The organism is Mycobacterium paraseoulense (assembly GCF_010731655.1).
Taxonomy (GTDB): Bacteria; Actinomycetota; Actinomycetes; order Mycobacteriales; family Mycobacteriaceae; genus Mycobacterium; species Mycobacterium paraseoulense.
The window spans coordinates 2,575,102-2,597,850 of record NZ_AP022619.1 but is presented as its reverse complement, the minus strand read 5'-3'; the positions used below and the strand labels follow the sequence as shown (position 1 = coordinate 2,597,850).

The 22,749-nt window shown below is 67.6% G+C and carries 22 protein-coding genes and 1 tRNA gene; 14 read left to right on the top strand and 9 right to left on the bottom strand.

The window, feature by feature from the left end; all coding sequences use genetic code 11:
• Positions 1–38: 38 nt before the first annotated feature.
• Positions 39–530, top strand: coding sequence for a beta-class carbonic anhydrase (locus G6N51_RS11920; protein ID WP_083170484.1), 492 nt, complete (start codon positions 39–41; stop codon positions 528–530).
• Positions 531–533: 3 nt separating this feature from the next.
• Here the strand turns inward: G6N51_RS11920 and G6N51_RS11915 are convergent, their stop codons facing one another.
• Positions 534–959, bottom strand: coding sequence for a PaaI family thioesterase (locus G6N51_RS11915; RefSeq protein WP_083170126.1), 426 nt, complete (start codon positions 957–959; stop codon positions 534–536).
• A 133-nt stretch (positions 960–1,092) separates the two neighbouring features.
• Between G6N51_RS11915 and cysD the strand changes: the two genes are divergently transcribed.
• Genes cysD through G6N51_RS11900 form a run of 3 tightly spaced genes read left to right on the top strand, consistent with a single transcriptional unit; the run spans position 1,093 to position 4,467 of the window.
• Positions 1,093–2,073, top strand: a complete 981-nt coding sequence (gene cysD, locus G6N51_RS11910; protein ID WP_142274885.1) for a sulfate adenylyltransferase subunit CysD — start codon at positions 1,093–1,095, stop codon at positions 2,071–2,073.
• Complete coding sequence (cysC, locus tag G6N51_RS11905; protein ID WP_083170128.1) at positions 2,073–3,923, top strand: adenylyl-sulfate kinase; 1,851 nt, start codon at positions 2,073–2,075, stop codon at positions 3,921–3,923. The genes cysD and cysC overlap by 1 nt, the downstream gene beginning before the upstream one ends.
• A 58-nt stretch (positions 3,924–3,981) precedes the next feature.
• Positions 3,982–4,467, top strand: coding sequence for an Rrf2 family transcriptional regulator (locus G6N51_RS11900; protein ID WP_083170130.1), 486 nt, complete (start codon positions 3,982–3,984; stop codon positions 4,465–4,467).
• Positions 4,468–4,486: 19 nt separating this feature from the next.
• On the opposite strand, the gene G6N51_RS11895 is transcribed toward G6N51_RS11900, so the two are convergent.
• Both G6N51_RS11895 and G6N51_RS11890 read right to left on the bottom strand, forming a co-directional pair.
• Positions 4,487–4,876 (bottom strand): VOC family protein, encoded by a 390-nt coding sequence (locus G6N51_RS11895; protein WP_083170132.1) that lies wholly within the window; start codon positions 4,874–4,876, stop codon positions 4,487–4,489.
• A 9-nt stretch (positions 4,877–4,885) separates the two neighbouring features.
• Positions 4,886–5,299: a VOC family protein gene (locus G6N51_RS11890; protein WP_083170488.1), complete on the bottom strand. Its 414-nt coding sequence runs from the start codon at positions 5,297–5,299 to the stop codon at positions 4,886–4,888.
• Between the two features lie 70 nt (positions 5,300–5,369).
• Here G6N51_RS11890 and G6N51_RS11885 point away from each other — a divergent pair, with 70 nt between their 5' ends.
• On the top strand, positions 5,370–6,248 hold the full coding sequence (locus G6N51_RS11885) for an LLM class flavin-dependent oxidoreductase (protein WP_083170134.1): 879 nt from the start codon (positions 5,370–5,372) through the stop codon (positions 6,246–6,248).
• A 113-nt stretch (positions 6,249–6,361) separates the two neighbouring features.
• Here G6N51_RS11885 and G6N51_RS11880 read toward each other — a convergent pair whose 3' ends face one another.
• Positions 6,362–8,077 carry an NAD-binding protein gene (locus tag G6N51_RS11880; RefSeq protein WP_083170136.1) on the bottom strand — a complete coding sequence of 572 codons (1,716 nt, stop codon included), beginning with the start codon at positions 8,075–8,077 and terminating at the stop codon, positions 6,362–6,364.
• Between the two features lie 165 nt (positions 8,078–8,242).
• On the opposite strand from G6N51_RS11880, the gene G6N51_RS29195 reads away from it, so the two are divergent.
• Together G6N51_RS29195 and G6N51_RS11870 are read left to right on the top strand one after the other, a co-directional pair.
• A complete protein-coding gene (locus tag G6N51_RS29195; protein ID WP_083170138.1) occupies positions 8,243–9,538 on the top strand; it encodes a tetratricopeptide repeat protein in 1,296 nt (431 codons plus the stop codon).
• Between the two features lie 87 nt (positions 9,539–9,625).
• The gene (locus G6N51_RS11870) at positions 9,626–10,111 is read left to right on the top strand and encodes an NUDIX domain-containing protein (protein WP_232075529.1); all 486 of its coding nucleotides are present in this window, start codon (positions 9,626–9,628) and stop codon (positions 10,109–10,111) included.
• A 47-nt stretch (positions 10,112–10,158) separates the two neighbouring features.
• Here the strand turns inward: G6N51_RS11870 and G6N51_RS11865 are convergent, their stop codons facing one another.
• Both G6N51_RS11865 and G6N51_RS11860 read right to left on the bottom strand, forming a co-directional pair.
• A complete protein-coding gene (locus tag G6N51_RS11865) occupies positions 10,159–10,482 on the bottom strand; it encodes a DUF732 domain-containing protein (protein ID WP_083170490.1) in 324 nt (107 codons plus the stop codon).
• Between the two features lie 146 nt (positions 10,483–10,628).
• Entirely contained in the window at positions 10,629–11,324 is a 696-nt protein-coding gene (locus G6N51_RS11860) for a glycoside hydrolase (RefSeq protein WP_232078346.1), read from the bottom strand.
• Positions 11,325–11,430: 106 nt separating this feature from the next.
• Here G6N51_RS11860 and G6N51_RS11855 point away from each other — a divergent pair, with 106 nt between their 5' ends.
• Both G6N51_RS11855 and G6N51_RS29670 read left to right on the top strand, forming a co-directional pair.
• Positions 11,431–11,931 carry a nitroreductase family deazaflavin-dependent oxidoreductase gene (locus G6N51_RS11855; protein ID WP_083170142.1) on the top strand — a complete coding sequence of 167 codons (501 nt, stop codon included), beginning with the start codon at positions 11,431–11,433 and terminating at the stop codon, positions 11,929–11,931.
• Between the two features lie 134 nt (positions 11,932–12,065).
• Positions 12,066–13,049 carry an arsenate reductase/protein-tyrosine-phosphatase family protein gene (locus G6N51_RS29670; RefSeq protein WP_083170494.1) on the top strand — a complete coding sequence of 328 codons (984 nt, stop codon included), beginning with the start codon at positions 12,066–12,068 and terminating at the stop codon, positions 13,047–13,049.
• A gap of 21 nt (positions 13,050–13,070) precedes the next feature.
• Here G6N51_RS29670 and G6N51_RS11845 read toward each other — a convergent pair whose 3' ends face one another.
• Together G6N51_RS11845 and G6N51_RS11840 are read right to left on the bottom strand one after the other, a co-directional pair.
• Positions 13,071–13,844, bottom strand: a complete 774-nt coding sequence (locus G6N51_RS11845; protein WP_083170144.1) for an alpha/beta hydrolase family protein — start codon at positions 13,842–13,844, stop codon at positions 13,071–13,073.
• A 412-nt stretch (positions 13,845–14,256) separates the two neighbouring features.
• Complete coding sequence (locus G6N51_RS11840; protein WP_083170146.1) at positions 14,257–15,036, bottom strand: alpha/beta fold hydrolase; 780 nt, start codon at positions 15,034–15,036, stop codon at positions 14,257–14,259.
• A 90-nt stretch (positions 15,037–15,126) separates the two neighbouring features.
• On the opposite strand from G6N51_RS11840, the gene G6N51_RS11835 reads away from it, so the two are divergent.
• The gene (locus tag G6N51_RS11835) at positions 15,127–16,893 is read left to right on the top strand and encodes a GNAT family N-acetyltransferase (RefSeq protein ID WP_083170148.1); all 1,767 of its coding nucleotides are present in this window, start codon (positions 15,127–15,129) and stop codon (positions 16,891–16,893) included.
• 192 nt (positions 16,894–17,085) lie between these two features.
• On the opposite strand, the gene G6N51_RS11830 is transcribed toward G6N51_RS11835, so the two are convergent.
• A tRNA-Arg gene (locus G6N51_RS11830) sits at positions 17,086–17,158 on the bottom strand.
• Positions 17,159–17,273: 115 nt separating this feature from the next.
• Here G6N51_RS11830 and argS point away from each other — a divergent pair.
• Genes argS through thrC form a run of 4 tightly spaced genes read left to right on the top strand, consistent with a single transcriptional unit; the run spans position 17,274 to position 22,749 of the window.
• The gene (argS, locus tag G6N51_RS11825; RefSeq protein WP_083170150.1) at positions 17,274–18,926 is read left to right on the top strand and encodes an arginine--tRNA ligase; all 1,653 of its coding nucleotides are present in this window, start codon (positions 17,274–17,276) and stop codon (positions 18,924–18,926) included.
• Positions 18,923–20,341, top strand: a complete 1,419-nt coding sequence (lysA, locus tag G6N51_RS11820; protein WP_083170152.1) for a diaminopimelate decarboxylase — start codon at positions 18,923–18,925, stop codon at positions 20,339–20,341. The genes argS and lysA overlap by 4 nt, the downstream gene beginning before the upstream one ends.
• A 3-nt stretch (positions 20,342–20,344) precedes the next feature.
• Positions 20,345–21,670, top strand: a complete 1,326-nt coding sequence (locus G6N51_RS11815) for a homoserine dehydrogenase (protein ID WP_083170154.1) — start codon at positions 20,345–20,347, stop codon at positions 21,668–21,670.
• On the top strand, positions 21,667–22,749 hold the full coding sequence (gene thrC / locus G6N51_RS11810) for a threonine synthase (protein ID WP_083170156.1): 1,083 nt from the start codon (positions 21,667–21,669) through the stop codon (positions 22,747–22,749). Before G6N51_RS11815 ends, thrC begins: the two co-directional genes overlap by 4 nt.

Below are 22,749 nucleotides of genomic sequence, written 5' to 3'. Positions count from 1 at the left end.
CAGCAAATTCCGTGCCGCGACACTCCGAGGAGGCTTGCGTGACGGTTACCGATGACTTCCTGGGCAACAACGCCCGGTATGCGAGCACCTTCCACGGGCCGCTGCCGATGCCGCCGGGCAAACACGTCGCGGTCGTGGCGTGCATGGATGCCCGGCTCGACGTCTACCGCGCCCTGGGTCTCAACGAGGGCGAGGCGCACGTCATCCGCAACGCCGGCGGGGTCGTGACCGACGACGTCATCCGCTCGCTGGCGATCAGCCAGCGGTTGCTGGGAACCACGGAGATCATCCTGATCCACCACACCGACTGCGGCATGCTCACCTTCACCGACGACGAATTCAAGCGCGCCATTCAAGAGGAGACCGGCGTCAAGCCGCCGTGGGCCCCCGAATCGTTCCCGGACGTTGCCGAGGATGTCCGGCAGTCGTTGCGCCGCATCGACGCCAGCCCGTTCGTGACCAAGCACGGATCCGCGCGCGGATTCGTCTTCGACGTCGCGACGGGCAAGCTGGAGGAAGTCAAGGTCTAGCGGTCAGCCGACCTTGTAGGTGGCGAGGGCCTTCGCGACGAGCCTGCCGTGCGCGTCGACGACCTCCGCCTCGCAGTTCACCAGCGACCGGCCGCGCCGCAGCACCCGGCCTACGCCGATCACGTCGGTGGCGCGGGCCGGCGCCATGAAGTCCAACGCCATCGAGACGGTTACGCCCCGCAGCTCCGGGGGCGCCTCCGAGCCGCACCAGGCCGCCGCCATGACGGTGACGTCGGCGAGTGTGGCGATGGCGCCCCCGTGCACCATGTCACCGATCGTCACGTTGGAGGGATCCCACGGCAGCCGCAGCCTGACCTCGTGGCCATCGAGCCGGTCGGCAACAATGCCCAGCTTCGCAACGAACGGCGATTGGGGGAGGAACTGCGAGATGACGTCGCGGCCGCTGGGAGCTTTGGAAGGTGTAGTCATCCGCCCATGCTTTCGTACTGTTCCCGAGCGGCAAAAGGGGTTGCCGTCGCCCCGGACGTAATGCATCCCATCGCTGGTGCCCGGACCATATTGAACCCGAATTTGACACCCGTGAGGTTAGCTGATTCGATAGATGGCAAATATGCCAAATATGGTCAGTTCAACCAAGATCAGCAAGGAAGTTATGACCAGCGATCTGAAGGCGGCTCCAGCCGCCGGCCAGTACGAGCTGAGCCACCTGCGCTCGCTGGAGGCCGAAGCGATCCACATCATCCGGGAGGTGGCCGCCGAATTCGAGCGGCCCGTTCTGCTGTTCTCCGGCGGCAAGGACTCCATCGTCATGCTGCACCTGGCGCTGCGGGCGTTCCGGCCCGGTCGGTTGCCGTTCCCGGTGATGCACGTCGACACCGGCCACAACTTCGACGAGGTGATCGCCACCCGCGATGAGCTGGTCGCCGAGCATGGGGTGCGCCTGGTGGTCGCCTCGGTTCAGGAGGACATCGACGCAGGCCGCGTCGTCGAGCCACCGCAGGGACGCAACTCGATCCAGACCGTGACGCTGCTCCGCGCCATCCGGGAGAACAAGTTCGACGCGGCGTTCGGCGGAGCGCGCCGCGACGAGGAGAAGGCCCGCGCCAAGGAGCGGGTGTTCAGCTTCCGCGACGAGTTCGGCCAGTGGGACCCGAAGGCGCAACGGCCCGAGCTGTGGAACCTGTACAACGGCCGGCACCACAAGGGCGAGCACATCCGGGCCTTCCCGCTGTCGAACTGGACCGAGTTCGACATCTGGTCCTACATCGGCGCGGAGAACATTGCGTTGCCCTCGATCTATTACGCCCACCGGCGCAAGGTGTTTCGCCGCGACGGCATGCTGCTGGCGGTCGACCGGCACATGCAACCGCGCGACGACGAGCCGGTGTTCGAGGCGACGGTGCGTTTCCGCACCGTCGGGGACGTCACCTGCACCGGATGCGTGGAATCGGAGGCCGTCACGGTCGAGGAGGTGATCGCCGAGACCGCGGTGTCGCGGTTGACCGAACGGGGCGCCACCAGGGCCGACGACCGAATCTCGGAAGCCGGCATGGAAGACCGCAAACGGCAGGGGTATTTCTGATGGCCACACCCACCACGCTGCTTCGCCTCGCGACCGCGGGCTCGGTCGACGACGGCAAGTCCACGCTGATCGGGCGCCTGCTCTACGACTCCAAGGCCGTCATGGAGGACCAGTGGGCCGCGGTGGAGCAGACGTCCAAAGAGCGCGGCCACGACTACACCGACCTGGCGCTGGTGACCGACGGCTTGCGTGCCGAACGCGAACAGGGCATCACGATCGACGTCGCCTACCGCTATTTCGCCACCCCCAAGCGGAAATTCATCATCGCCGACACGCCGGGTCACATCCAATACACCCGCAACATGGTGACCGGCGCGTCGACCGCCCAGCTCGTGATCGTGCTCGTCGATGCCCGGCACGGCTTGCTGGAGCAGTCGCGCCGGCACGCCTTCCTGGCGTCGTTGCTGGGCATCCAGCATATCGTGCTCGCCGTCAACAAGATGGACCTGATCGGTTGGGACAGAGAGAAATTCGAGGCAATCCGCGACGAATTCCACGCCTTCGCCGCGCGGTTGGATGTGCACGACGTGGCGACTATCCCGATTTCGGCCTTGCACGGCGACAACGTGGTGACCAAGTCGGACCAGACGCCGTGGTACGAGGGCCCCGCGCTGTTGTCGCATCTGGAGGAGGTCTACATCGCCGGGGACCGGAACTTGGTCGACGTGCGGTTCCCGGTGCAGTACGTCATCCGGCCACACACCCGCGAGCATCAAGACCACCGCAGCTATGCCGGCACCGTGGCCAGCGGTGTGATGCGGCCGGGCGACGAAGTCGTCGTACTGCCGATCGGCAAGACCACCACGATCACCGCGATCGGCGGCCCGAACGGCCCAGTCCAAGAAGCGTTTCCGCCGATGGCCGTCTCGATCAGCCTTGCCGACCAGATCGATATCTCGCGCGGTGATCTCATCGCGCGCACCAACAATCAGCCCCGGGTGGCCCAGGAATTCGACGCGACCGTGTGCTGGATGGCCGACGACGCGACGCTGGAGACCGGCCGCGAGTACGTCATCAAGCACACCACCCGCACCACGCGCGTGCGGGTGACCGGGCTGGACTACCGACTCGACGTCAACACCCTACATCGGGACAAGGCCGCAACGGCGTTGCAGCTCAACGAACTTGGCCGAATATCGCTGCGCACTCAGGTTCCGCTTCTGCTCGACGAGTACACCCGCAACGCCAGCACCGGCTCGTTCATCCTGATCGACCCGCACACCAACGGCACCGTTGCTGCGGGCATGGTGCTGCGTGACGTGTCGGCGCAGGCGGCAAGCCCGAACACCGTGCGGCACAAGTCGTCAACCGTGGCCGAGGCCCGGCCGCGGGGGCGGACCGTATGGTTCACCGGCCTATCCGGTTCGGGCAAATCGTCGGTGGCCATGCTGGTCGAGCAGATGTTGCTCGAAAAGGGCACTCCCGCTTATGTTCTCGACGGCGACAACCTGCGCCACGGTCTGAACGCCGACTTGGGCTTCAGCATGGCCGACCGGGCCGAGAACCTGCGCCGACTGGCGCATGTGGCGACGTTGCTCGCCGATTGCGGCAACGTCGTGCTGGTGCCGGCCATCAGCCCGCTGACCGAGCAACGCGAAATGGCTCGTAATGTGCACGCGGCAGCGGGGTTCGACTTCGTCGAGGTGTTCTGTGACACCTCCATCGAGGAATGCGAGCAGCGTGACCCGAAGGGGCTGTACGCGAAGGCGCGCGCCGGCGAGATCGCACACTTCACCGGCATCAACAGCCCTTATCAACCGCCGGCCAACCCCGACCTGCGGCTGACGTCCGACCGCACCGTCGAGGAGCAGGCGCAAAGCATCGTCGATCTGCTCGAATCGCGCGGTTAGCACGCCGAGCCCACCCGGCTGCGCCGAAAATCCTGCACCGAGTGGCACAATCCTGAGAGTGCGCATGTCGGCGAAGGCGGAGTACGCGGTGCGGGCCATGGTCCAGCTCGCCACGGTCCCCCATGGGACGTTGGTGAAAACCGACGACTTGGCCCAAGCGCAGGGCATACCGCCGCAGTTCCTGGTCGACATCCTGACCAACCTGCGCACCGACCGCCTGGTGAGAAGCCATCGCGGCCGGGAGGGTGGCTACGAACTGGCCCGTCCCGGCGACGAGATCAGCATCGCCGACGTGCTGCGCTGCATCGACGGACCATTGGCCAGCGTCCGCGACATCGGTCTCGGGGACCTGCCCTACTCCGGGCCGACCGCGGCGCTCACCGACGTCTGGCGGGCGCTGCGTGCCAGCATGCGGTCGGTGCTGGAGGAAACCACCCTGGCCGACGTCGCCGCCAACGCGCTGCCCAGGCATGTCGTGCAATTCGCCGAGGACTATCGGACGCAGGAGAGCGTGCGGCACGGCACACCGCGCGCCGGCGAATAGGCGCTACCGCCGCACCGATTCAGCTTCCCGACCCGTACGGCCGGGTGAGGATCTCCATCGCATGTCCCGAGGGGTCGCGGAAGTACACCCCGCGGCCGCCGTCATTGTGGTTGATCTCGCCGGGCCGTTTGGCGCCCGGGTCGGCCCAGTGCGGCAGGCCACGCGAGGAGATCTTGCCGTAAATGGCGTCGAAGTCCTCCTCGGAAACCAGGAAGGCGTAGTGCTGCCGCGGGATCTCCCCGCCCTCGGGAGCGTCCGCATAATCGAGGTTGGCGCCGTGCTCCAGTTGAACAACCATGAAGTGGCCGAACGGTTTTGGGTCGGGCAGACCGAACAATTCGGTGAGGAATTCCGCGGACTCGCGTTTGTCGCGGGCGGCGACGATCGTGTGGTTGAAACTGATGGCCATGGCCTCCTCCTATTTCGGCGCGGTGAGCTCCAGGGCGATGTTGTCGGGATCGCGGAACTGCAGGATGTAGGACGGTCCGATGTCTTTCACCGGCTCATGGGTGACGCCCAGTTCGTCCAGGTGCGCTGCCGCGGAATCCAATTCGTCCTTGCTGCCGACCCGGAACGCGATGTGGTCGAGCCCCGCGCGGTCTTCGTGGAAACGGTCCGTCGCTACGGGCCGCAGCCCGAGCAGGGTGCCGCCGAGGTCGTAGATGACGCCGCCGAACAAGAAGCTCAGCTGTTTGCGGGTGGCGTCGTCGGCGTTGTCGGGCACTTCCAGCAGGACGGGCCAACCGAACACGCTCTCGTAGAACTGCCGGGATCGCTCGATATCGGTGACAGTGAGGCGGACGTGCGCGATGGAACTGCTGGTGAAACCCATCTGCTCCATGCTGCCACTTGCACGCCGGGAAGTTGACCCCCGTGCCAGAATCGCCGTCGTGCGGATTGCGATGACGCTGCCGGTCATGGAACCGGACTTGGACGCGGGAATCTTGGAGAACTGGGCGCGCGCGATTGACGACGGCCCGTTCTCGTCGCTGTGCTGGGGTGAGCGCATCGCCTTCGACAACCCGGACAACCTCACCCTGCTGGGGGCGCTGGCCGCCTGGACGCGTCGGGTGCGGCTGCTGACGACCGTGATCGTGCCGCAGCTGCACGACCCCGTCATGCTGGCCAAGGCACTCGCGACCGGCGACATGCTCTGTGGCGGGCGGCTGAGCGTGGGCATCGGCGTGGGCGGCAGGCATGAGGACTACCACGCCGTCGGCGCCGACCCGGCGACGCAGACCATGCGCGACATGGCCGAGCGCGTGGCCGTGATGAAGCGGGTGTGGGCCGGGGAAAAGCTCACCGAATCGGTCTTGCCGGTCGGTCCGGCGCCAGTGCAGCCCGGTGGGCCGCCGCTGTTCGTGGGCAGCATCGGCCCGAAGACCATCCGCAGCGCCGCTTCCTGGGCCGCAGGACTGGCCGGGACGACCCTGGATCTGGACGTCGCCAAGCAGAACGAGCTGTTCGACGTCGCGCGCGACGCATGGGCGCGGGCCGGCAAGGGCAAACCCCACCTGGTGACGTCGTTCTGGTTCGCGTTCGGCCCGCCCGAACAGGCCCGGGCGCAGGTACATCGTCACCTACGGCGCTATATGAACTGGATACCGGGGGAGTACGTCGACGCCATGGCGCCGACGACCGGGTGGGCCGGCACCGAGGACGAGCTGCTGGCGGTGCTGCGCACGTTCGAGGACATCGGCACCGACGAGGTGCAGCTCATCCCGACGAGCTCGGACGTCGACCAGCTCAGCCGCGCGGCGGACGTGGCGGGCCGGCTCTAGGCGCGAGGCCGATAGTGGCGACCCGCCGCGCGCGGCTGCGCCGCGCTTGCGATCACCACTGGGCCGATGGTGGCGACCCGCCGCGCGCGGCTGCGCCGCGCTTGCGATCGCCACTAGGCCGACGCGCGCTCGTCCCCGGCCGCCGGCTCCTGGGGAGGCTGACCCTTGCGCAGCGTCGCCAACAACTCGCGGTACGGGCCCACGAGGTAAACCGTGTCGCCGCCGCGCAGCCAGGCGTCACGTCGCGGATGAAGCTCGACCGGCGCGTCCTTACGCGTGATCGCGATGACACGGGTCTGGGTGGACAGTTCGAACATCTTCAGCCCGTCGAGTTCGCTGCCGGGTGCCACGTGCATCCCGCCGATCATGAACGAGCGCTGCCCGACGGAAAACGTGCCCAGCACCTGCAGGCCCATCGCGGCGCCGATGAACCAGGGTGCGGCAAGTTCGACGGTAGACCGGACGTTTTCGAATCCGAACCGCTGCGCCACCGCGGCCCCCAGTGTCCGGTCGTAGACGCGCAGCACCAGGGGGACGTCGCGCCGGACGACCCCGGGCTTCACCCGCGGGCCCAGCATCTCGCGCAGCACGATCCCGGTCTCGATGTTCACCATGTCGTCCTGGGTCAGCACCGCCACCGCGCGGGCGTGCTCGACGCGCGCGGCCTCCAGCGTCTGCCGCAACGTCGCGTCCCCGAAGATCACCGGCACGTCAAGGTCGGCCGCCGTCGACAGGTAGCGGTTGTTCTCGTCCCGCTCGATCACCGCGACGTCGTATCCGGCTGACCTCAGGTCGGCAACCACGCGGCTCCCGAACGAACCGAGCCCGACGACGATCACGTGGTTGCGAAGATGGCGCGCCCGCCGGCGGCCCACCGAGTGGGCGAAACGTCGCGATAAGAGCAGGTCGGCGATGAAAGCGACGAGCAGCGCGGTGGTGGTCACGCCGGCGAACATCAACATGATGCTGAACAGCCGCAACCATGTGGGTTGCTGCAGGAAGCTGAAATCGCCGTAACCCACCGTCGCGATCGTCTCGGTGCTGAAATACAGCGCGTCGAGCCACGTCATCTTCGGACGCGGCTGGTAGCTGAAGCGCAGCACGATCGTCGAGCCGATCAGCAAGCACGCGGCGGCCAGCAGTGCTCGCGCAAACATCGGGTTGACATCGTCGCGCAGGGCGCGCGCGCCGTCGAGTACCCGCCGCAGCCGGGGCAGGCGATAGCGCGTCACCGTCGGCAGCGGAACTTTGATGCCGCGGGCGGCCAATTCGTCGGCGGTGCCTATCATCGCGGTCCAGTCGCCGGCGTGGATCGGCAGATCGCGGCCCGGACAGGACACCACCTCGCCGGGAGTGGCGCAGTTCTCGCCGTGAATCACCGCCACCGGCGCCAGATCGCCGTAGATCTCGCGCAGCGTCGCGCCGTACGGCGCCTCGGCGCCGGAGACGACGAACTCGATGCCCGCCGCCTCGAACGGGTGCACGGTGTGCGCCAGACATGCCTCGACGACGGAGGGCGCCGCGAGGTCGGCGACGTCCAAGATCGCCCCGGGGCGCTTGTCGGCGGCCATCGCCGTCCGCAGCACGTCGTTGGCCAGTCGCGCCACCACACGCACGCGCGGATTGGCCTTCCTTGCCAGCAGCGCGATTTCGAGATTGGTCGCGTCGTCGTCTCCCACGCAGATCACGGCGCGGGCGCGGGTTACCCCGACGGTGTCGAGCTCGCCGGCGGTGCGGACCTTGACGATGTGCACGCCGGCGTTGTTGAGCTCCTCGACGATCGTGGTCGCCAGTGCGTCGTCGCCGCTCACGATGATGTGGCCGCGCATGGTCACTCACGCTTCCGAGCGTCCGGCATAGCCCCCACCTCTGCTGACGTTGGCATTTGTCCCTATGACTATCGGATACCCTGCCGGTTCATGCCAGCGCGACACCAGACGCCTGCTAAGACGGAGTGAATTGCGAGGGGGCCGCATGCGAGATTCGATAGCGGTATGACGCAGCCTGAACTGCCCGGGCCGCTCGCCGCCTTGACCCGACTCATCTCGGAGCGCATTGCCGCGGCCGATTTCGCCGGGGCGTTGCCGCTGATGGGCGAGCTGGTCGCGGTCTGCCGGCCGATCTTGGGGGAACGGCATCCAAACGTCTTGGACATGGAGCTCGCGCTGGTGCACCTCCAGCTCCAAATGGGGGACCAGGCCGGGGCCTATGCCGCTCTCGAGCAGCTGGTACCCGAACTCCACGAGGTGCTCGGCCGCAACCACATCACCACGTTGACCGCGCGCCACATGTTCGCCGACCGGCCGCAGCCGGAGGGGCGGGCGGCGCTCACCGAATGGTCGCAGCTGCTGGCCGACGAAGAACGTGTGCTGGGCGCCGAGCATCCCACCGCGCTGACGTCCAGGGATCGAGTGGCGCATCAGCTCAAGGAGCTCGGTGACTACCCGGGCGCCATCGCCGAGGGCGAGCGCGTCCTTGCGGCACGGCGCGTGGTGCTTGGCGAGCACCACGAGGACACCCTGGGTATGCGGCTGTCGCTGGCGCAGTGGCACGGCGAGTCGGTGGACGGCGCGGGCGCCATGGCTCAGCTCGAGTCGCTGGTCGAGGTGATGCGCGAGAAACTCGGCCACGACCACCGTCACACGCTGATCGCGCGGCACACCATCGCGCTCTGGGAGTCCGAACCCGAGGATTGGGGGGCCAAGGTCGCCACCTGGCAAGCCCTGGCCGACGACGAAGCCCGGGTCTTCGGTGACGACAATCCCGTCACCGTCGCCGCCCAGGAGGAACTGGCGAAATGGCGGGATCGTGTCGAGGGATACCGGTGGGTGGCCGAGGTCCGCGACCGGGTCGAAGAATCCAGCAAGCGCCGACTTCGAGCCAAAAGCCAAGCGACACAGCGGTTCTCGAACGGAGAATATCTGAGGTGCTGGCTCGCCGAGCGCGGGGCCCAATTCCCGGTCTGGGCAAGTCATTACGGTGGCGACGCTGTGTGGGATTTCTCCCCGCAGTCCCTTGACGCGTTGGAAGAGCTCGTCATTCGGAGGGCCGCGACACCCGAGCAGCTCCTGGAAGAGGAGAGCAATGCGCCGTTCGTCGACGGTGCCGTGTGGTACCTCGGGGAAGTGCTGCGCCGCGGACGGCCCTTGCCCTGGGAATACACCCGTGGCGAAACGGCGGACCCGACCGTCGGACACGTCGACGTGTTCGCGGCGCTCACCCGGGTGCTGCATTCCGTCGACCGCGGCGCACTGCGCCGGACCTACGACCGCTTCACGGCCGCACGGTAACGGGACGCGCCGCGGGCCGGCCGCGATACTGGTCGGGTGCCCTTCATCGAATGCGTCGCCTCCCGCGAGGTCTACCGGAGCCAATGGATGGTGCTCCGCGAAGACGACATCCGTCGCCCGGACGGCAGCCCCGGCATTTACGGCGTGGTGGACAAGCCGGACTACGCGCTGGTGATGCCGTTCGACGGGCACCGCTTCCGGCTGGTCGAGCAGTTCCGGTATCCGCTCGGGGCGCGGCGGTGGGAATTCCCGCAAGGCACCGCCCCCGGCTTGGCGGATACCGACCCGTCGGCGTTGGCCGAGCGCGAGCTGCGCGAGGAGACGGGATTGAGCGCGACGTCGTTCGAGGTGCTCGGCAAGCTCGACGTCGCTCCAGGCATGACCAGCCAGCGTGGCTGGGTGTTCCTGGCCACCGGTATCGCCGAGGGGGAGCCGGATCTCGAGCACGAGGAACAGGACCTGCGCAGCGCCTGGTTCGACCGCGAGGACGTCGAGCAGATGATCCGTTCCGGGGTGATCGCCGACGCGCAGTCTGTCGCTGCCTACAGCTTGTTCCTGCTGCGGCGACCATAAACGGATGCGGGGACCCGCTCCGGGTCCCCGCACCGTGGTGGTCGGTGTCAGGCCGAGGTGACGTACTGCGGGCAGTATGCCGAAGCCGCGTCGACCGCGAATGTCTTCGAGCCCTTGTTGCTCAGGCCGGTGGCCTGGGCCACGGCGCTAATGACGTCCTTGCTCGAGTGGCCCTGGTCGAGGGCGTTGCAGACGGCGTGGGCGTCCTTGATGGCGACCGAGGCGCTCGGCGGGGTGATGCCGTCGGAAGCCAGTTGGGCGAGGAAAGCGTCATCGACCGAGCTCGCGCCCGCGGTGCCCGCGAGCCCGAGCGCGGCCAGGGCCAGGGCGGCGGTGCCGACAACGGTGGCGGTGAAACGGCGAGAAAACATCGGGGTCTCCTTGTGCTGGGGTTTCTGGTGGACGCTGGGTGCGTTGATCACAGAATCAGCACGAGGCCTTAACGGCTTCTCAACAAATTCTTGGTGGGCTATCGCCGCAGGCGAGCGCGAGTGGATCCCTTGTCAGACGACGTCGGTCACTGCTTCGGCGCCGGCGTCATCGAGGCGATGTAGTAGACCTCGTGCCCGGTCGGGTACCCGCCACCATTGGTGGCGATGTGCACGTGGTCGTAGTGGTTCAGGGTCTCCGAGCCGAGGTCGGCGGTCCAGCTTCCGCCGCCGACGCCTGGATAGATCTTCTGCCGCCAGATCACGTGGTTGATTCCCCATCGTTTGGCATTCGCCAGGGCGTACCCGGCGATCTGGTTGCCGAGCTCGATGCCCTCGGGGCTGGCGTGGTTGGGGATCATCACGTCGATCGCCAACCCGTTGGGATGCCATGGCAGCGGATCTTCGCGATAACCGTAGATGGTCGTGATCTGCGGAAACAGCACGCTGATGGCACGCTCCGCCCAGATCGTCTTGACCTGCAGCCGCTCCTCCGACGCGATGCCATGGGGCAAGGCGACCTGGAACTGTTGGGCCGCGGCGGGTGCGTTTGCGGCCAGCATCTCGACTTCCGCGGGAGTGGCGGTGTGCGGCCCGCTTGACGGTGCGGCCGCCGCCGCGGCGGGGGGTGCGGCCGCCGCGGCGGTGGGGGCCGCCGCCAGCGCGTTCGGCGCGCAGCAGCGGGGCTTGGTGTCTTGGGCGTAGACCATGCCGGCCGCGAGCGCGAACGAGGCGCCGATGGCCAGCCAGCGCCCACGGCCGTTGGCAAACACATTCTTGCCCACGAGCTGCAGCTTAGTGCTGTAAGCGACGCGCGTGACGCGTTTTCATTCGGATTTTCCGCTCGGCGAATAGGCCCGAAGCAGCCGTCGGCCGGGCCACAATGACACCATGGCCGGACAGTCCTTCGATGACGCCAATGCGTTCCACCGGATGATGCGTCGATTCGCATCCACGAAGCCGGGTTCGGCGCTCCTTCGCCCCACGGCCCACCACCTCGACCGCCTCGTCACCAGGGTCAGCGGGGGCAGGAGCAGTTTCGCCGGGCTCGCAACCGGCATCCCCGTGGTGATGCTCACCACCACCGGCGCCAAGTCCGGGGAGCCCCGCACCGTCGCCGTGTACGGAATCCCGCATCCCGATGGGTTGGCCCTCATCGCGTCGAACTTCGGCGGCGCCAAGCATCCCGCCTGGTATCACAACCTGAAGGCCTACCCGGAAGCGACCGTAACCATTGGGCGCGACACCTGGCATGCCACCGCGCGGCTCGCCACACCCGGCGAGCGGGACGAGATCTGGGCGACAGGCCTCAAGCTGTATCCCGGCTGGCGGAAGTACGAAGCGCGGGCCGGGAAGCGCCACATCGAGGCGTTCGTCCTGGCACGAGACTGAGCCGGCTGACCCGAGACCCCACCGATAAGCTGGCGACCGACTCAAATCTGTTCGAGGCGAGTCGCATACAACGGTCACCCTCGATTGAAGGACTTCCATGAGCTCGCTGCGCTGCGTGGGATGCGGTGCGGACGGTGAGTAACCCTCGGCTGCACGTCGCGTTCGTATGCAGTTTCAACCGTGCTCGATCGGTGATGGCCGCGGCGCTGTTCGCCGAGCAGCTGCGGGAGCGTGGCCTAAAAGACGTGGTGCGGGTCTCCAGTGCGGGCACCCTCGCGTGGGTGGGCGATACGGCCGATGAGCAAGCGTGCTCGGTGCTGTCCGCGAATGGTTATCCCGCCCCGGCGGGCCATCGGGCTGCGCTGGTCGGTCCTGAGCACCTCGCCGCCGATCTGGTGGTGGCGTTGGGCCGCGAACATGTGGAGGTGTTGCGAGCGGGTGGCGTCGACGACGCCCGGCTCAGGTGCGTCGACGTCCGGAACCCGGTCTTTGGCGCTGACTTCGAGCACGCCTTGGCAGCGATCGAGGCCGCGATGCCCGGGCTGCACGACTGGCTGGACGACCGGCTCATCGCACCCGGTTTCGGCCGCCTGGAAACCGCCGTCGGTTTTCGCTTTTGGACGGGAATGGCCGGGGATGTGCTGCGATCCCCGTATTACGGGGAAATGACCTGGCCGACGAAATGGTCCGCCGCCGAATGCCGCTACAACCCGGAACACATGCCGCCGGCGCCGGAGTGCGAGTGCGGATGGTACGCCGATATCGAGGTCGCGGACGTGATCGCGCGGGCGCGCGGGTTCCCGAAGGTGTCGCAGTTGGCCTCGCGAGTGGCGCCGCAACTGAAGGTCACGGATGCGCCGTGGTCGTATCTGGTTGTCGGCAAGGTCGTGCTGCATGACGTGCTGCCGTTCCGGCCACCGCCGACGATGAAGATCAGCCCGCGTGCCGAGTACCGGGCGCGGATGGGTGGCATCGTCGAGCTGGGCCTCCTCGACACCGACGGAGGCCCGGAGGCCATGGCGTTCGGCCAGGAGTTGTCGGACAGGTACGAGGTCGAAGTCCTGGACATCAGCGATCGCGGGGAGCTTGGCGAACGTGCCCCCGGCGTCGGCGGGTGAGCATCGCATCGGCTGGTGTGCCTACTTGACCTGGCTGTTGTCGCCCAGGTACGCGTCGGCCCAGGCGCCGATGATGCGCCCCGCCCGGTGCGCCTGCCCGCGGGCGGCGAGAAAGTGATCCGACCCCTCCAGCGAGACGAAGCTGCGGGGATGACGGGCCAAGCGGAAGATCTCGCTCGCGTTCTCGATGCCGACCGTGTTGTCGGTGGGCGAGTGCAGGATGAGCAGCGGCAGGCGCAAACCCTTGATCTTGTCGCGTAGGTGGGCCCGACGCACATCCTCGACGAATGCCCGCTTGAGTGTCAGCGTGCGCCCGCCGACCATCCATTCGGCGCTGCCCTCGGTTAGGCAGCGATCGACGACTGCGTCGTAATGCTTTTCGACGTGGCTCGGGTCGACCGGCGCCGCGACCGTCACCACCGACCGCACTCCCGGCGATTGCCGAGCCGCGGCGAGCACCGCCGCGCCGCCCCAGGAGTGCCCGATCAGGATGTCGGCCGGGGTTCCGCGGTTGGTCATGAATTCGCACGCCTTGGCGATGTCGTCGACTTTGACGGTGAACGACCCGTCGCCCCAGTCGCCCTCGGACCCGCCCAGGCCCAACGCATCGAAGCGCAGCATGCCGATGCCGTCGGCGGCCAGTTGCTTGCAGATCCTCGCGGCGGCGGGCGAGTCCTTACCGAGGGTGAAGCCGTGCGCGAACACGCCCCAGCCCCGCACCGCCCCGTCCGGCATCTCGATGACGCCTGCCAGAGTCGCGCCCGTGGAACCTTGGAACGTCACACGTTCGCCCATGCTGACGATCTAACCCGCCCGGGCCGACGGTTGTAAGCCGGCCTACCTGCGAGAATGTTGGTGCCCCCGGCAGGAACAATAACTGCGGAATTGAGCCACATATTCGCAGTTCAGAGGCATAACGCGGGTGTGCGAGTCGGATCGTTGTCGGATGCCTCGGCTCGGCCGAAACGAAATCCGTTGTGCGACAACCGATTACAAATCTGATCACCTGAAGGCGTCGCCGCCGCGTGGGCCAACGTGGTGGCTGCGCAGTGCGCTCAGTCGCCGCGGGATTCATCTGGGATCTCTCGATTGATTCGGGCCGGCGTACGGGGTGGGGACTCCACAGAGACGGAAGCCGCTGATGGTCTACACCATGCAAGACGCCGACGCGGCCCAGGCGGGAGCCGACGTGGCGTCCGTGTACAAGTCAGCCTCTGCGGGCTACGTCTTGGCTCAGGATCTGGGGCCAGGTCTCGACATCGGCCGGGGTGTGCGCCACGGTGAGCGTTGACCGCGGCATCAGTGCGGCAAGCGATTCCGCTGTCGACATCGGATGCGCCGGGTCGTTGACCCAGGCCAGAATCGTCGTCGGCACATCGATTCGTGCGACCGCTTCGCGGGCGGGCAGGTCGCTGAGGGCCGCACCCCGAAACAGTGACGGCAGCAGCGCGTCGGCCACATCGGGAACTGTTTCGGGCGCGCCGACCGTGGCCGGCGGCGGAGTCACCCCACGCGCCGACGCGATGAATGCCCCGACTCCCTCGGTCTCGATAATTTCGGCCGCAACCTCGTAGATCTCGGCCTGCGCGGGCCGGGTTTCCCACGCGGTGGCCGGCACCATGAGCGTGAGCCCGGCGAAACGGTCCGGCTCGCGGGCAGCCGCGTGCAGCAGCGTGCCGGTACCCATGGACGGGCCGACTCCGTGCACCCGTTCGCCGGGAAACCATTCGTCGAGCAGCTGCAGAAGATCCTCGGCAAGGCTTTCCCATCGGTAATCCTCCGGGACCTTGCGCCCCGTCGACTTGCCATGGCCGCGTGCGTCGTACCGCAGCAGTCGGGTCCCGCTGAGGCCCCTGCCGAGGTCGAGATTGAGCACCCGGTCACGCGCGCGGCTGGAGGTAAGTCCATGCAGTTGAACTACCGGATGACCACCTTCATCGCTCAGTTCGACCGCAAGCTCCGCTCCGGGAACCACGAAAGTGGACATCACGCAACTCTTCTCACGACCGGACGGCTCGCCCCGGAGCCGACCGCGCAGACCGAGCATTCAGGCTAACCGGGGCGTTAAGGTACCGCCATGCGGCTGACCAACGTCGCGCACCTGCGGCTACCCTTTGGACGACTCTGGGGCTACGACGTGTCGGTGTCTGACCTCGGCCGCCAGCTCCCGGTGTCTTTCGACCAGCGCATACACGTCGGTGCGGGCGCACGACCCGGCTCCTGGATGGCTCTGTCCATCCGGTTGCCGGCGGGGGTCAGCCGCCAATCGTTGGCCGATGCGTGGCTGGCCGTGATCGCCCGCCACGGCACCCTGCGAACGGCATTCACACCCGGGGCGGCCGGCGATCCGCAACTGAATGAGATCGATATTCACCCAGGCCAGTGGGTCGAGCATGAGATCGCTCCGGGCCAGGCGGTCAACGACGCACTGCGAGTGGTTCTCAATGCGACGTGCTCGCCCTATCAGCGGCCCTCACATCGATTGTGCGTGCTGGAGACTGCCGCCGGATTGACGGTGGTGATCGCCGCCGACCACGCCCACGTGGACATGTGGTCAATGCTGGTGATTGCCCGGGACCTGTTGTCGATGCTCGCCGACGCCCGGATCGGACGCATGTCGTCGCCGCAACCGCCGCCGGCATTTGTCGTGCACACGCAAGCACTGCTGGACCTTCCCGCGGCACCGGAACGCGTGCGCGCGCGATGGGCACAAATCATCAGCGACAGCGGTGGGGTGATGCCACGGTTTCCGCTGCCGTTGGGTGAGTCCGGGCCGCATCCGGAACGCGTTGAAGTGCGTGACGTGTTCGATGTCGATGACGGCGCCGCGTTCGCCGCGCAGGCACGCGACGACGGTGTCTCGACGCTGGCACTCGCCGTGGTCGCCATGACCGCGGTGACCCGCGAGTTGGCCGGGGCGCCGCTGCGCGCGGTCTTCCCCGTGCACAGCCGATTTGAAGACAAATGGCACGACTCGGTGGGCTGGTTCATCACCAATTCGGTCCTGGAGTCGGCGGTTGCCGAGCCGCACGCCGCGGCCACCGCCGTCAAAGAAGCCGTGCAGCTTGGTTCCTGGCCACTGGCCGACGTACTGGCTCCGTGGGGTGGAATGCCCATCGCGCCTGGCATGTTCGCGATTTCCTGGCTGGACCAAAGCAGACTTCCGGTGCGCATCGACTCGGTCGGACTCGACGCCCAGTATGTGAGCGCGAGCGTTGACACCGACGGCGTCATGCTCTGGTTCATCCAGGACGAGTCCGGGCTACATCTGCGATGCCGCTACCCGGATACCGCGGAGGCACGAACCAACGTGGGGGCGTGGCTGGACCTGTTGGTGGCGCGCCTACAGGCACTGGCGCAGTCCTCGGTTCGAGGACTGCTGCGGGTAGCGGGCCGCACATATCGTGTGCAGCGCGCGACGCGCGAACACGTGGGGGTGATCGCCCAGCTGCTCTCCGACGACGAATTCGGTCAGGAACGCGAAGACGCCGAACTCGAACGCTACGAGGCGGCCTACGACATCGTCGTTCGCAACCGATCCAACTATCTCGGAGTCGTCCTGAACGGTTCCGATATAGTCGTCGCGACTGTGCAATTGACGATCATTCCCGGCCTTTCCCGCGGCGGCGCCACCCGGCTGCAGATCGAGGGATTACGGGTCGCCAAAGCCGAACGCGCACAGGGTCTTGGTACTGCACTAGTCGAGTGGGCACACAACTACGGCCGAGCACACGGGGCACAGCTGGCGCAGGTGACCACAGACGAGGCTCGCGAAAGGGCTCGGGCGTTCTATCGCCGGCTCGGGTACCACGCCGCTCACGTCGGGCTGAAACGCACCATCTGAGTCCGGTTAATGCGCGGTGAACGATTCAGCGTGCCTGATGGCGACTCCAGGCAAGGTGAGGACGATGCGCTTTTGCTGGCCGGAAGACTTTGGGAACAGTTGCGACATCCTCGTGGCACTGCGGCCCGAAATGGCGTTTTCATCAGCCGAGCTGACTAACGGAAACACAGTCTGACCTGCAAGAAACATGAGTGCCCCCGGCAGGATTCGAACCTGCGGCCTTCTGCTCCGGAGGCAGACGCTCTATCCCCTGAGCTACGGGGGCGCTACGGCATTGGCGTTGCGCCATTGGGCCCCGCCAGACTAGCGCATGTCGGTGTCCGCTTCGTCACCGCAATGGATTCGGGGCGCGGGCACCTCAGCCAATAGGATGGACGCTCGTGACGCCCGCTGACCTCGCCGAGCTGCTCAGGACCACCGCCTCCGCGGTGCTGGCCGAGCGCGGGCTGGATGCTGCCGCCTTACCGGCGACGGTCACCGTGGAGCGGCCCCGCAACCCCGAGCACGGCGACTACGCCAGCAATCTGGCGCTGCAGCTGGGCAAGAAGGTCGGCGCCAACCCCCGGGAGCTGGCCGGCTGGCTGGCCGAGGCCCTGTCGCGGGCCGACGGCGTCGCCTCGGCGGAGGTGGCCGGTCCCGGCTTCATCAACCTGCGCCTTGAGGCGTCGGCGCAGGCCAAGATCGTCAACGCCGTCATCGACGCCGGCGACGGCTTCGGTCACTCCGACGCGCTGGGCGGCCACAAGATCAACCTGGAATTCGTCTCGGCCAACCCCACCGGACCGATCCACATCGGCGGCACCCGCTGGGCCGCCGTCGGCGACGCGCTCGGCCGGCTGCTGACCACCCAGGGCGCCGACGTCCTGCGCGAGTACTACTTCAACGACCACGGCGCCCAGATCGACCGCTTCGCCAGCTCGCTGATCGCCGCCGCCAAGGGTGAACCGACGCCCGAGGACGGCTACGCCGGTGCCTACATCAACGACATCGCCGCGCAGGTGCTGGCCAAGGCGCCCGACGCGCTGAGCCTGCCCGGCGCCGAGATGCATGAGACGTTCCGCGAAATCGGTGTCGACCTGATGTTCACCCACATCAAGGAGTCCTTGCACGAGTTCGGCACCGACTTCGACGTCTACACCCACGAAGACTCGATGCACACCAGTGGCCGAGTCGACCAGGCCATCGCCCGGCTGCGCGACACCGGCAACATCTACAAGAAGGACGGCGCAACCTGGTTGCGCACCAGTGCCTTTGGTGACGACAAAGACCGCGTCGTGATCAAGAGCGACGGCAAGCCGGCCTACATCGCCGGTGACATCGCCTACTACCTGGACAAGCGGCAGCGCGGCTTCGACCTGTGCATCTACATGCTCGGCGCCGACCACCACGGGTATATCGCGCGGCTCAAGGCGGTGGCCGCCGCCTTCGGCGACGACCCGGCGAGGGTCGAGGTGCTGATCGGGCAGATGGTCAACCTGGTCCGCGACGGGGCACCGGTCCGGATGAGCAAGCGGGCCGGGACCGTGATCACGCTCGATGACCTGGTCGAGGCGATCGGCGTCGACGCGGCGCGCTACAGCCTGATCCGCTCCTCGGTCGACACCCCGATCGACATCGACCTGGCGCTGTGGTCCTCGGCGTCGAATGAAAACCCGGTCTACTACGTGCAATACGCGCACGCCCGGCTGTCGGCGCTGGCCCGCAACGCCGCGGAACTGGGCCTGGTCCCCGACACGGGGCACCTCGAGCTGCTCACCCACGACAAGGAGGGGACGCTGCTGCGCAGCATCGGTGAATTCCCCCGCGTGCTGAAAACGGCTGCCGCCCTGCGCGAACCGCACCGGGTATGCCGCTACCTGGAAGACCTGGCCGGTGACTACCACCGGTTCTACGATTCGTGCCGGGTGCTGCCCCAGGGCGATGAACAGCCCACCGACCTGCACACCGCGCGCCTGGCGCTGTGCCAGGCGACCCGCCAGGTCATCGCCAATGGGCTGACGATCCTCGGTGTCACCGCTCCGGAGCGAATGTGAACGTGCACCCGGCCGGTCCCCGGCACGCCGAAGAAACCCGGCACCCCGACAGCCCGCCGCGACCGCAATCTCCCGACGAGCTGCTGCGGCTCGCGCCGAATGTCTGGCCCCGCAACATCGATCGCGACGACGCCGGTGTGGTCAGCCTCGCCGGAATCCCGGTGACGGAGCTCGCCCGGGAGTACGGCACACCGCTGTTCGTCGTCGACGAGGACGACTTCCGCTCCCGCTGCCGCGAACTCGCGAAGGCATTCGGCGGCGGACACAACGTCTGCTACGCGGCCAAGGCGTTCCTGTGCAGCGAGATCGCCCGCTGGGTCGACGAGGAGGGTCTCTCGCTGGACGTGTCCACCGGCGGTGAGCTCGCCGTCGCGCTGCACGCCGACTTCCCGCCGGAGCGGATCACCTTCCACGGCAACAACAAGTCGGCCGCGGAACTGACCGCGGCGGTCAAAGCCGGTGTGGGCCGCATCGTCGTGGACTCGATGATCGAAATCGAGCGCCTCGACACGATCGCGGCCGACGCCGGCATCGTTCAGGACGTCTACGTCCGTCTCACGGTCGGGGTCGAGGCGCACACGCACGAGTTCATCTCGACCGCACACGAGGACCAGAAGTTCGGTCTGTCGGTGTCCAGCGGAGCGGCGATGGCCGCGGTGCGCCGGGTGTTCGCCACCGATCACCTGCGCCTGGTGGGGCTGCACAGCCACATCGGTTCCCAGATCTTCGACGTCGACGGGTTCGAGGTCGCCGCGCACCGCGTCATCGGGCTGCTGCACCAGATCGTCGACGAATTCGGCGTCGACAAGACGCGTCAGATCGTCACCGTGGATCTCGGTGGCGGACTCGGAATTTCGTACGTGGGGACCGACGACCCACCGCCGGTCTCTGAGCTGGCGGCCAAGCTGACGGCTATCGTCGGAAACGAGTCGGCGGCGGTCGGGCTGCCCACCCCGAGGCTGGTGGTCGAGCCCGGGCGCGCCATCGCCGGGCCGGGGACCATCACGCTGTACGAGGTGGGCACCGTCAAGGACGTCGACGTGAGCAGCACCGCGCAGCGCCGCTATGTCAGCGTGGACGGCGGCATGAGCGACAACATCCGCACCGCGCTCTATGACGCGCAGTACGACGCCCGGCTGGTCTCGCGGTCCAGCGACGCGCCGGCGACGCTGGCCCGGATCGTCGGAAAGCACTGCGAGAGCGGTGACATCGTGGTGCGTGACGCGTGGGTGCCCGACGACCTGGGGCCCGGTGACCTGCTCGGGATCGCGGCGACCGGCGCCTACTGCTATTCGCTGTCGAGCCGGTACAACATGATCTGCCGGCCGGCCGTGGTGGCGGTGCGTGCCGGGCGGTCCCGCCTGATCCTGCGCCGCGAGACGGTTGACGATCTACTGAGTCTGGAAGTGAGGTGAACGGTGCCCCGTGACGAAAAGCCGGTCGGCGTAGCGGTACTCGGGTTCGGCAACGTCGGAAGCGAAGTCGTCCGAATCATCGAGGACAGCGCCGACGACCTCGCGGCCCGTATCGGCGCGCCTTTGGTGTTGCGCGGCGTCGGAGTGCGGCGGGTCGCCGCCGACCGCGGCGTTCCGCTCGAGCTGCTCACCGACAACATCGAGGAACTCGTCTCCCGCGAAGACGTAGACATCGTCTTGGAGTTGATGGGGCCGGTGGAACCGGCCCGTAAGGCCATCCTGCGCGCGCTCGAGCACGGCAAATCCGTCGTCACGGCGAACAAGGCGCTCCTGGCGACCTCCACCGGTGAGTTGGCGCAGGCAGCCGAAAATGCCCACGTCGACCTGTATTTCGAGGCGGCGGTGGCCGGTGCCATCCCGGTCATCCGCCCGCTCACCCAATCCCTGGCGGGCGACACGGTGCTGCGGGTCGCCGGCATCGTCAACGGCACCACCAACTACATCCTGTCCGCGATGGACAGCACCGGCGCCGACTACCAGACCGCCCTGGCCGAGGCGAGCGCGCTGGGCTACGCCGAGGCCGATCCCACCGCCGACGTCGAAGGCTACGACGCCGCGGCCAAGGCGGCGATCCTGGCATCGATCGCCTTCCACACCCGGGTGACCGCCGACGACGTCTATCGCGAGGGCATCACCAAGATCACGCCCGCCGACTTCGCCTCCGCGCGGGCGCTGGGCTGCACCATCAAGCTGCTGTCCATCTGCGAACGCATCACGGGCGACGATGGGCAGGAACGGGTCTCGGCGCGCGTCTACCCGGCCCTGGTGCCGCTGTCGCACCCGCTGGCCACGGTCAACGGGGCGTTCAACGCGGTCGTGGTCGAGGCCAAGGCCGCCGGCCGGCTGATGTTCTACGGCCAGGGCGCCGGGGGCGCGCCCACCGCCTCCGCGGTGACCGGCGACCTGGTGATGGCCGCCCGCAACCGGGTGCTGGGCAGCCGCGGGCCGAAGGAATCCAAGTACGCCCAGCTTCCCATCGCCCCAATGGGTTTCATCGCCACCCGCTACTACGTCAGCATGAACGTCGCCGACAAGCCCGGCGTGTTGTCCACGGTGGCGGCCGAGTTCGCCAAGCGCGAGGTGAGCATCGCCGAGGTCCGCCAGGAGGGCGTGGTTGACGAAGGCGGGCGACGGGTGGGGGCCCGCGTCGTGGTGGTCACCCACAGCGCAACCGACGCCGCGCTGTCCGAAACCGTCGATGCCCTGGCGGATTTGGATGTCGTGCAGGGCGTCACCAGTGTGCTGCGACTGGAAGAGACCGGCTCATGAGCGTTCCGCATACCGCCGTGCACCAGCCGTGGCCAGGATTGATCGCCGCCTACCGCGACCGGCTGCCGGTGGGCGACGACTGGACCCCGGTCACCCTGCTCGAGGGCGGCACCCCGCTGATCGCAGCCACGCGCCTCTCGGAAAAGACCGGCTGCACGGTCCATCTCAAGGTCGAGGGCCTCAACCCCACGGGCTCGTTCAAGGACCGGGGCATGACCATGGCGGTCACCGACGCACTGGCGCGCGGCCAGCAGGCCGTCCTGTGCGCCTCGACGGGCAATACCTCGGCGTCGGCGGCCGCGTACGCGGCTCGCGCCGGCATCACCTGCGCGGTGCTCATCCCGCAGGGCAAGATCGCGATGGGCAAGTTGGCGCAGGCCGTCATGCACGGCGCCAAGATCATCCAGATCGACGGCAACTTCGACGACTGCCTGGAACTGGCCCGCAAGATGGCCGCCGACTTCCCGACGATCGCGCTGGTCAACTCCGTGAACCCGGTGCGCATCGAGGGCCAGAAAACGGCGGCGTTCGAGATCGTCGACGCGCTGGGCACCGCGCCGGACGTGCACGCCCTCCCGGTCGGCAACGCGGGCAACATCACCGCGTACTGGAAGGGCTACACCGAGTACCACCACGACGGCGTAATCGACAAGCTGCCCCGCATGCTGGGCACTCAGGCCGCCGGCGCCGCACCATTGGTGCACGGCGCCCCGGTCAGCCATCCCGAAACGATCGCGACCGCCATCCGCATCGGTGCCCCCGCGTCGTGGGCGGCCGCCGTCAACGCGCAGCAGCAGTCGAACGGGCGTTTCCTCGCCGCCACCGACGAAGAGATCCTGGCCGCCTACCACCTGGTGGCCGAGAGCGAAGGCGTCTTCGTCGAGCCCGCGTCGGCGGCCAGCATCGCGGGCCTGCTCAAGGCGGTCGACGACGGTTGGGTGGCGCGCGGGTCGACGGTGGTGTGCACGGTCACCGGCAATGGCCTCAAGGATCCCGACACCGCGCTGCGGGACATGCCGGCCGTGTCCCCGCTGCCGGTGGACCCGGTGCTCGTCGTCGAGAAGCTGGGACTCGCCTGA

Bases quoted from the DNA above. Each gene is read 5' to 3' on its own strand.
- G6N51_RS11915 (WP_083170126.1), bottom strand. From the start codon at position 959: ATGACTACACCTTCCAAAGCTCCCAGCGGCCGCGACGTCATCTCGCAG.
- cysD (WP_142274885.1), top strand. From the start codon at position 1,093: ATGGCAAATATGCCAAATATGGTCAGTTCAACCAAGATCAGCAAGGAA.
- cysC (WP_083170128.1), top strand. From the start codon at position 2,073: ATGGCCACACCCACCACGCTGCTTCGCCTCGCGACCGCGGGCTCGGTC.
- G6N51_RS11895 (WP_083170132.1), bottom strand. From the start codon at position 4,876: ATGGCCATCAGTTTCAACCACACGATCGTCGCCGCCCGCGACAAACGC.
- G6N51_RS11890 (WP_083170488.1), bottom strand. From the start codon at position 5,299: ATGGGTTTCACCAGCAGTTCCATCGCGCACGTCCGCCTCACTGTCACC.
- G6N51_RS11885 (WP_083170134.1), top strand. From the start codon at position 5,370: ATGACGCTGCCGGTCATGGAACCGGACTTGGACGCGGGAATCTTGGAG.
- G6N51_RS11880 (WP_083170136.1), bottom strand. From the start codon at position 8,077: ATGCGCGGCCACATCATCGTGAGCGGCGACGACGCACTGGCGACCACG.
- G6N51_RS29195 (WP_083170138.1), top strand. From the start codon at position 8,243: ATGACGCAGCCTGAACTGCCCGGGCCGCTCGCCGCCTTGACCCGACTC.
- G6N51_RS11870 (WP_232075529.1), top strand. From the start codon at position 9,626: ATGGTGCTCCGCGAAGACGACATCCGTCGCCCGGACGGCAGCCCCGGC.
- G6N51_RS11865 (WP_083170490.1), bottom strand. From the start codon at position 10,482: ATGTTTTCTCGCCGTTTCACCGCCACCGTTGTCGGCACCGCCGCCCTG.
- G6N51_RS11855 (WP_083170142.1), top strand. From the start codon at position 11,431: ATGGCCGGACAGTCCTTCGATGACGCCAATGCGTTCCACCGGATGATG.
- G6N51_RS11845 (WP_083170144.1), bottom strand. From the start codon at position 13,844: ATGGGCGAACGTGTGACGTTCCAAGGTTCCACGGGCGCGACTCTGGCA.
- G6N51_RS11840 (WP_083170146.1), bottom strand. From the start codon at position 15,036: ATGTCCACTTTCGTGGTTCCCGGAGCGGAGCTTGCGGTCGAACTGAGC.
- G6N51_RS11835 (WP_083170148.1), top strand. From the start codon at position 15,127: ATGCGGCTGACCAACGTCGCGCACCTGCGGCTACCCTTTGGACGACTC.
- thrC (WP_083170156.1), top strand. From the start codon at position 21,667: ATGAGCGTTCCGCATACCGCCGTGCACCAGCCGTGGCCAGGATTGATC.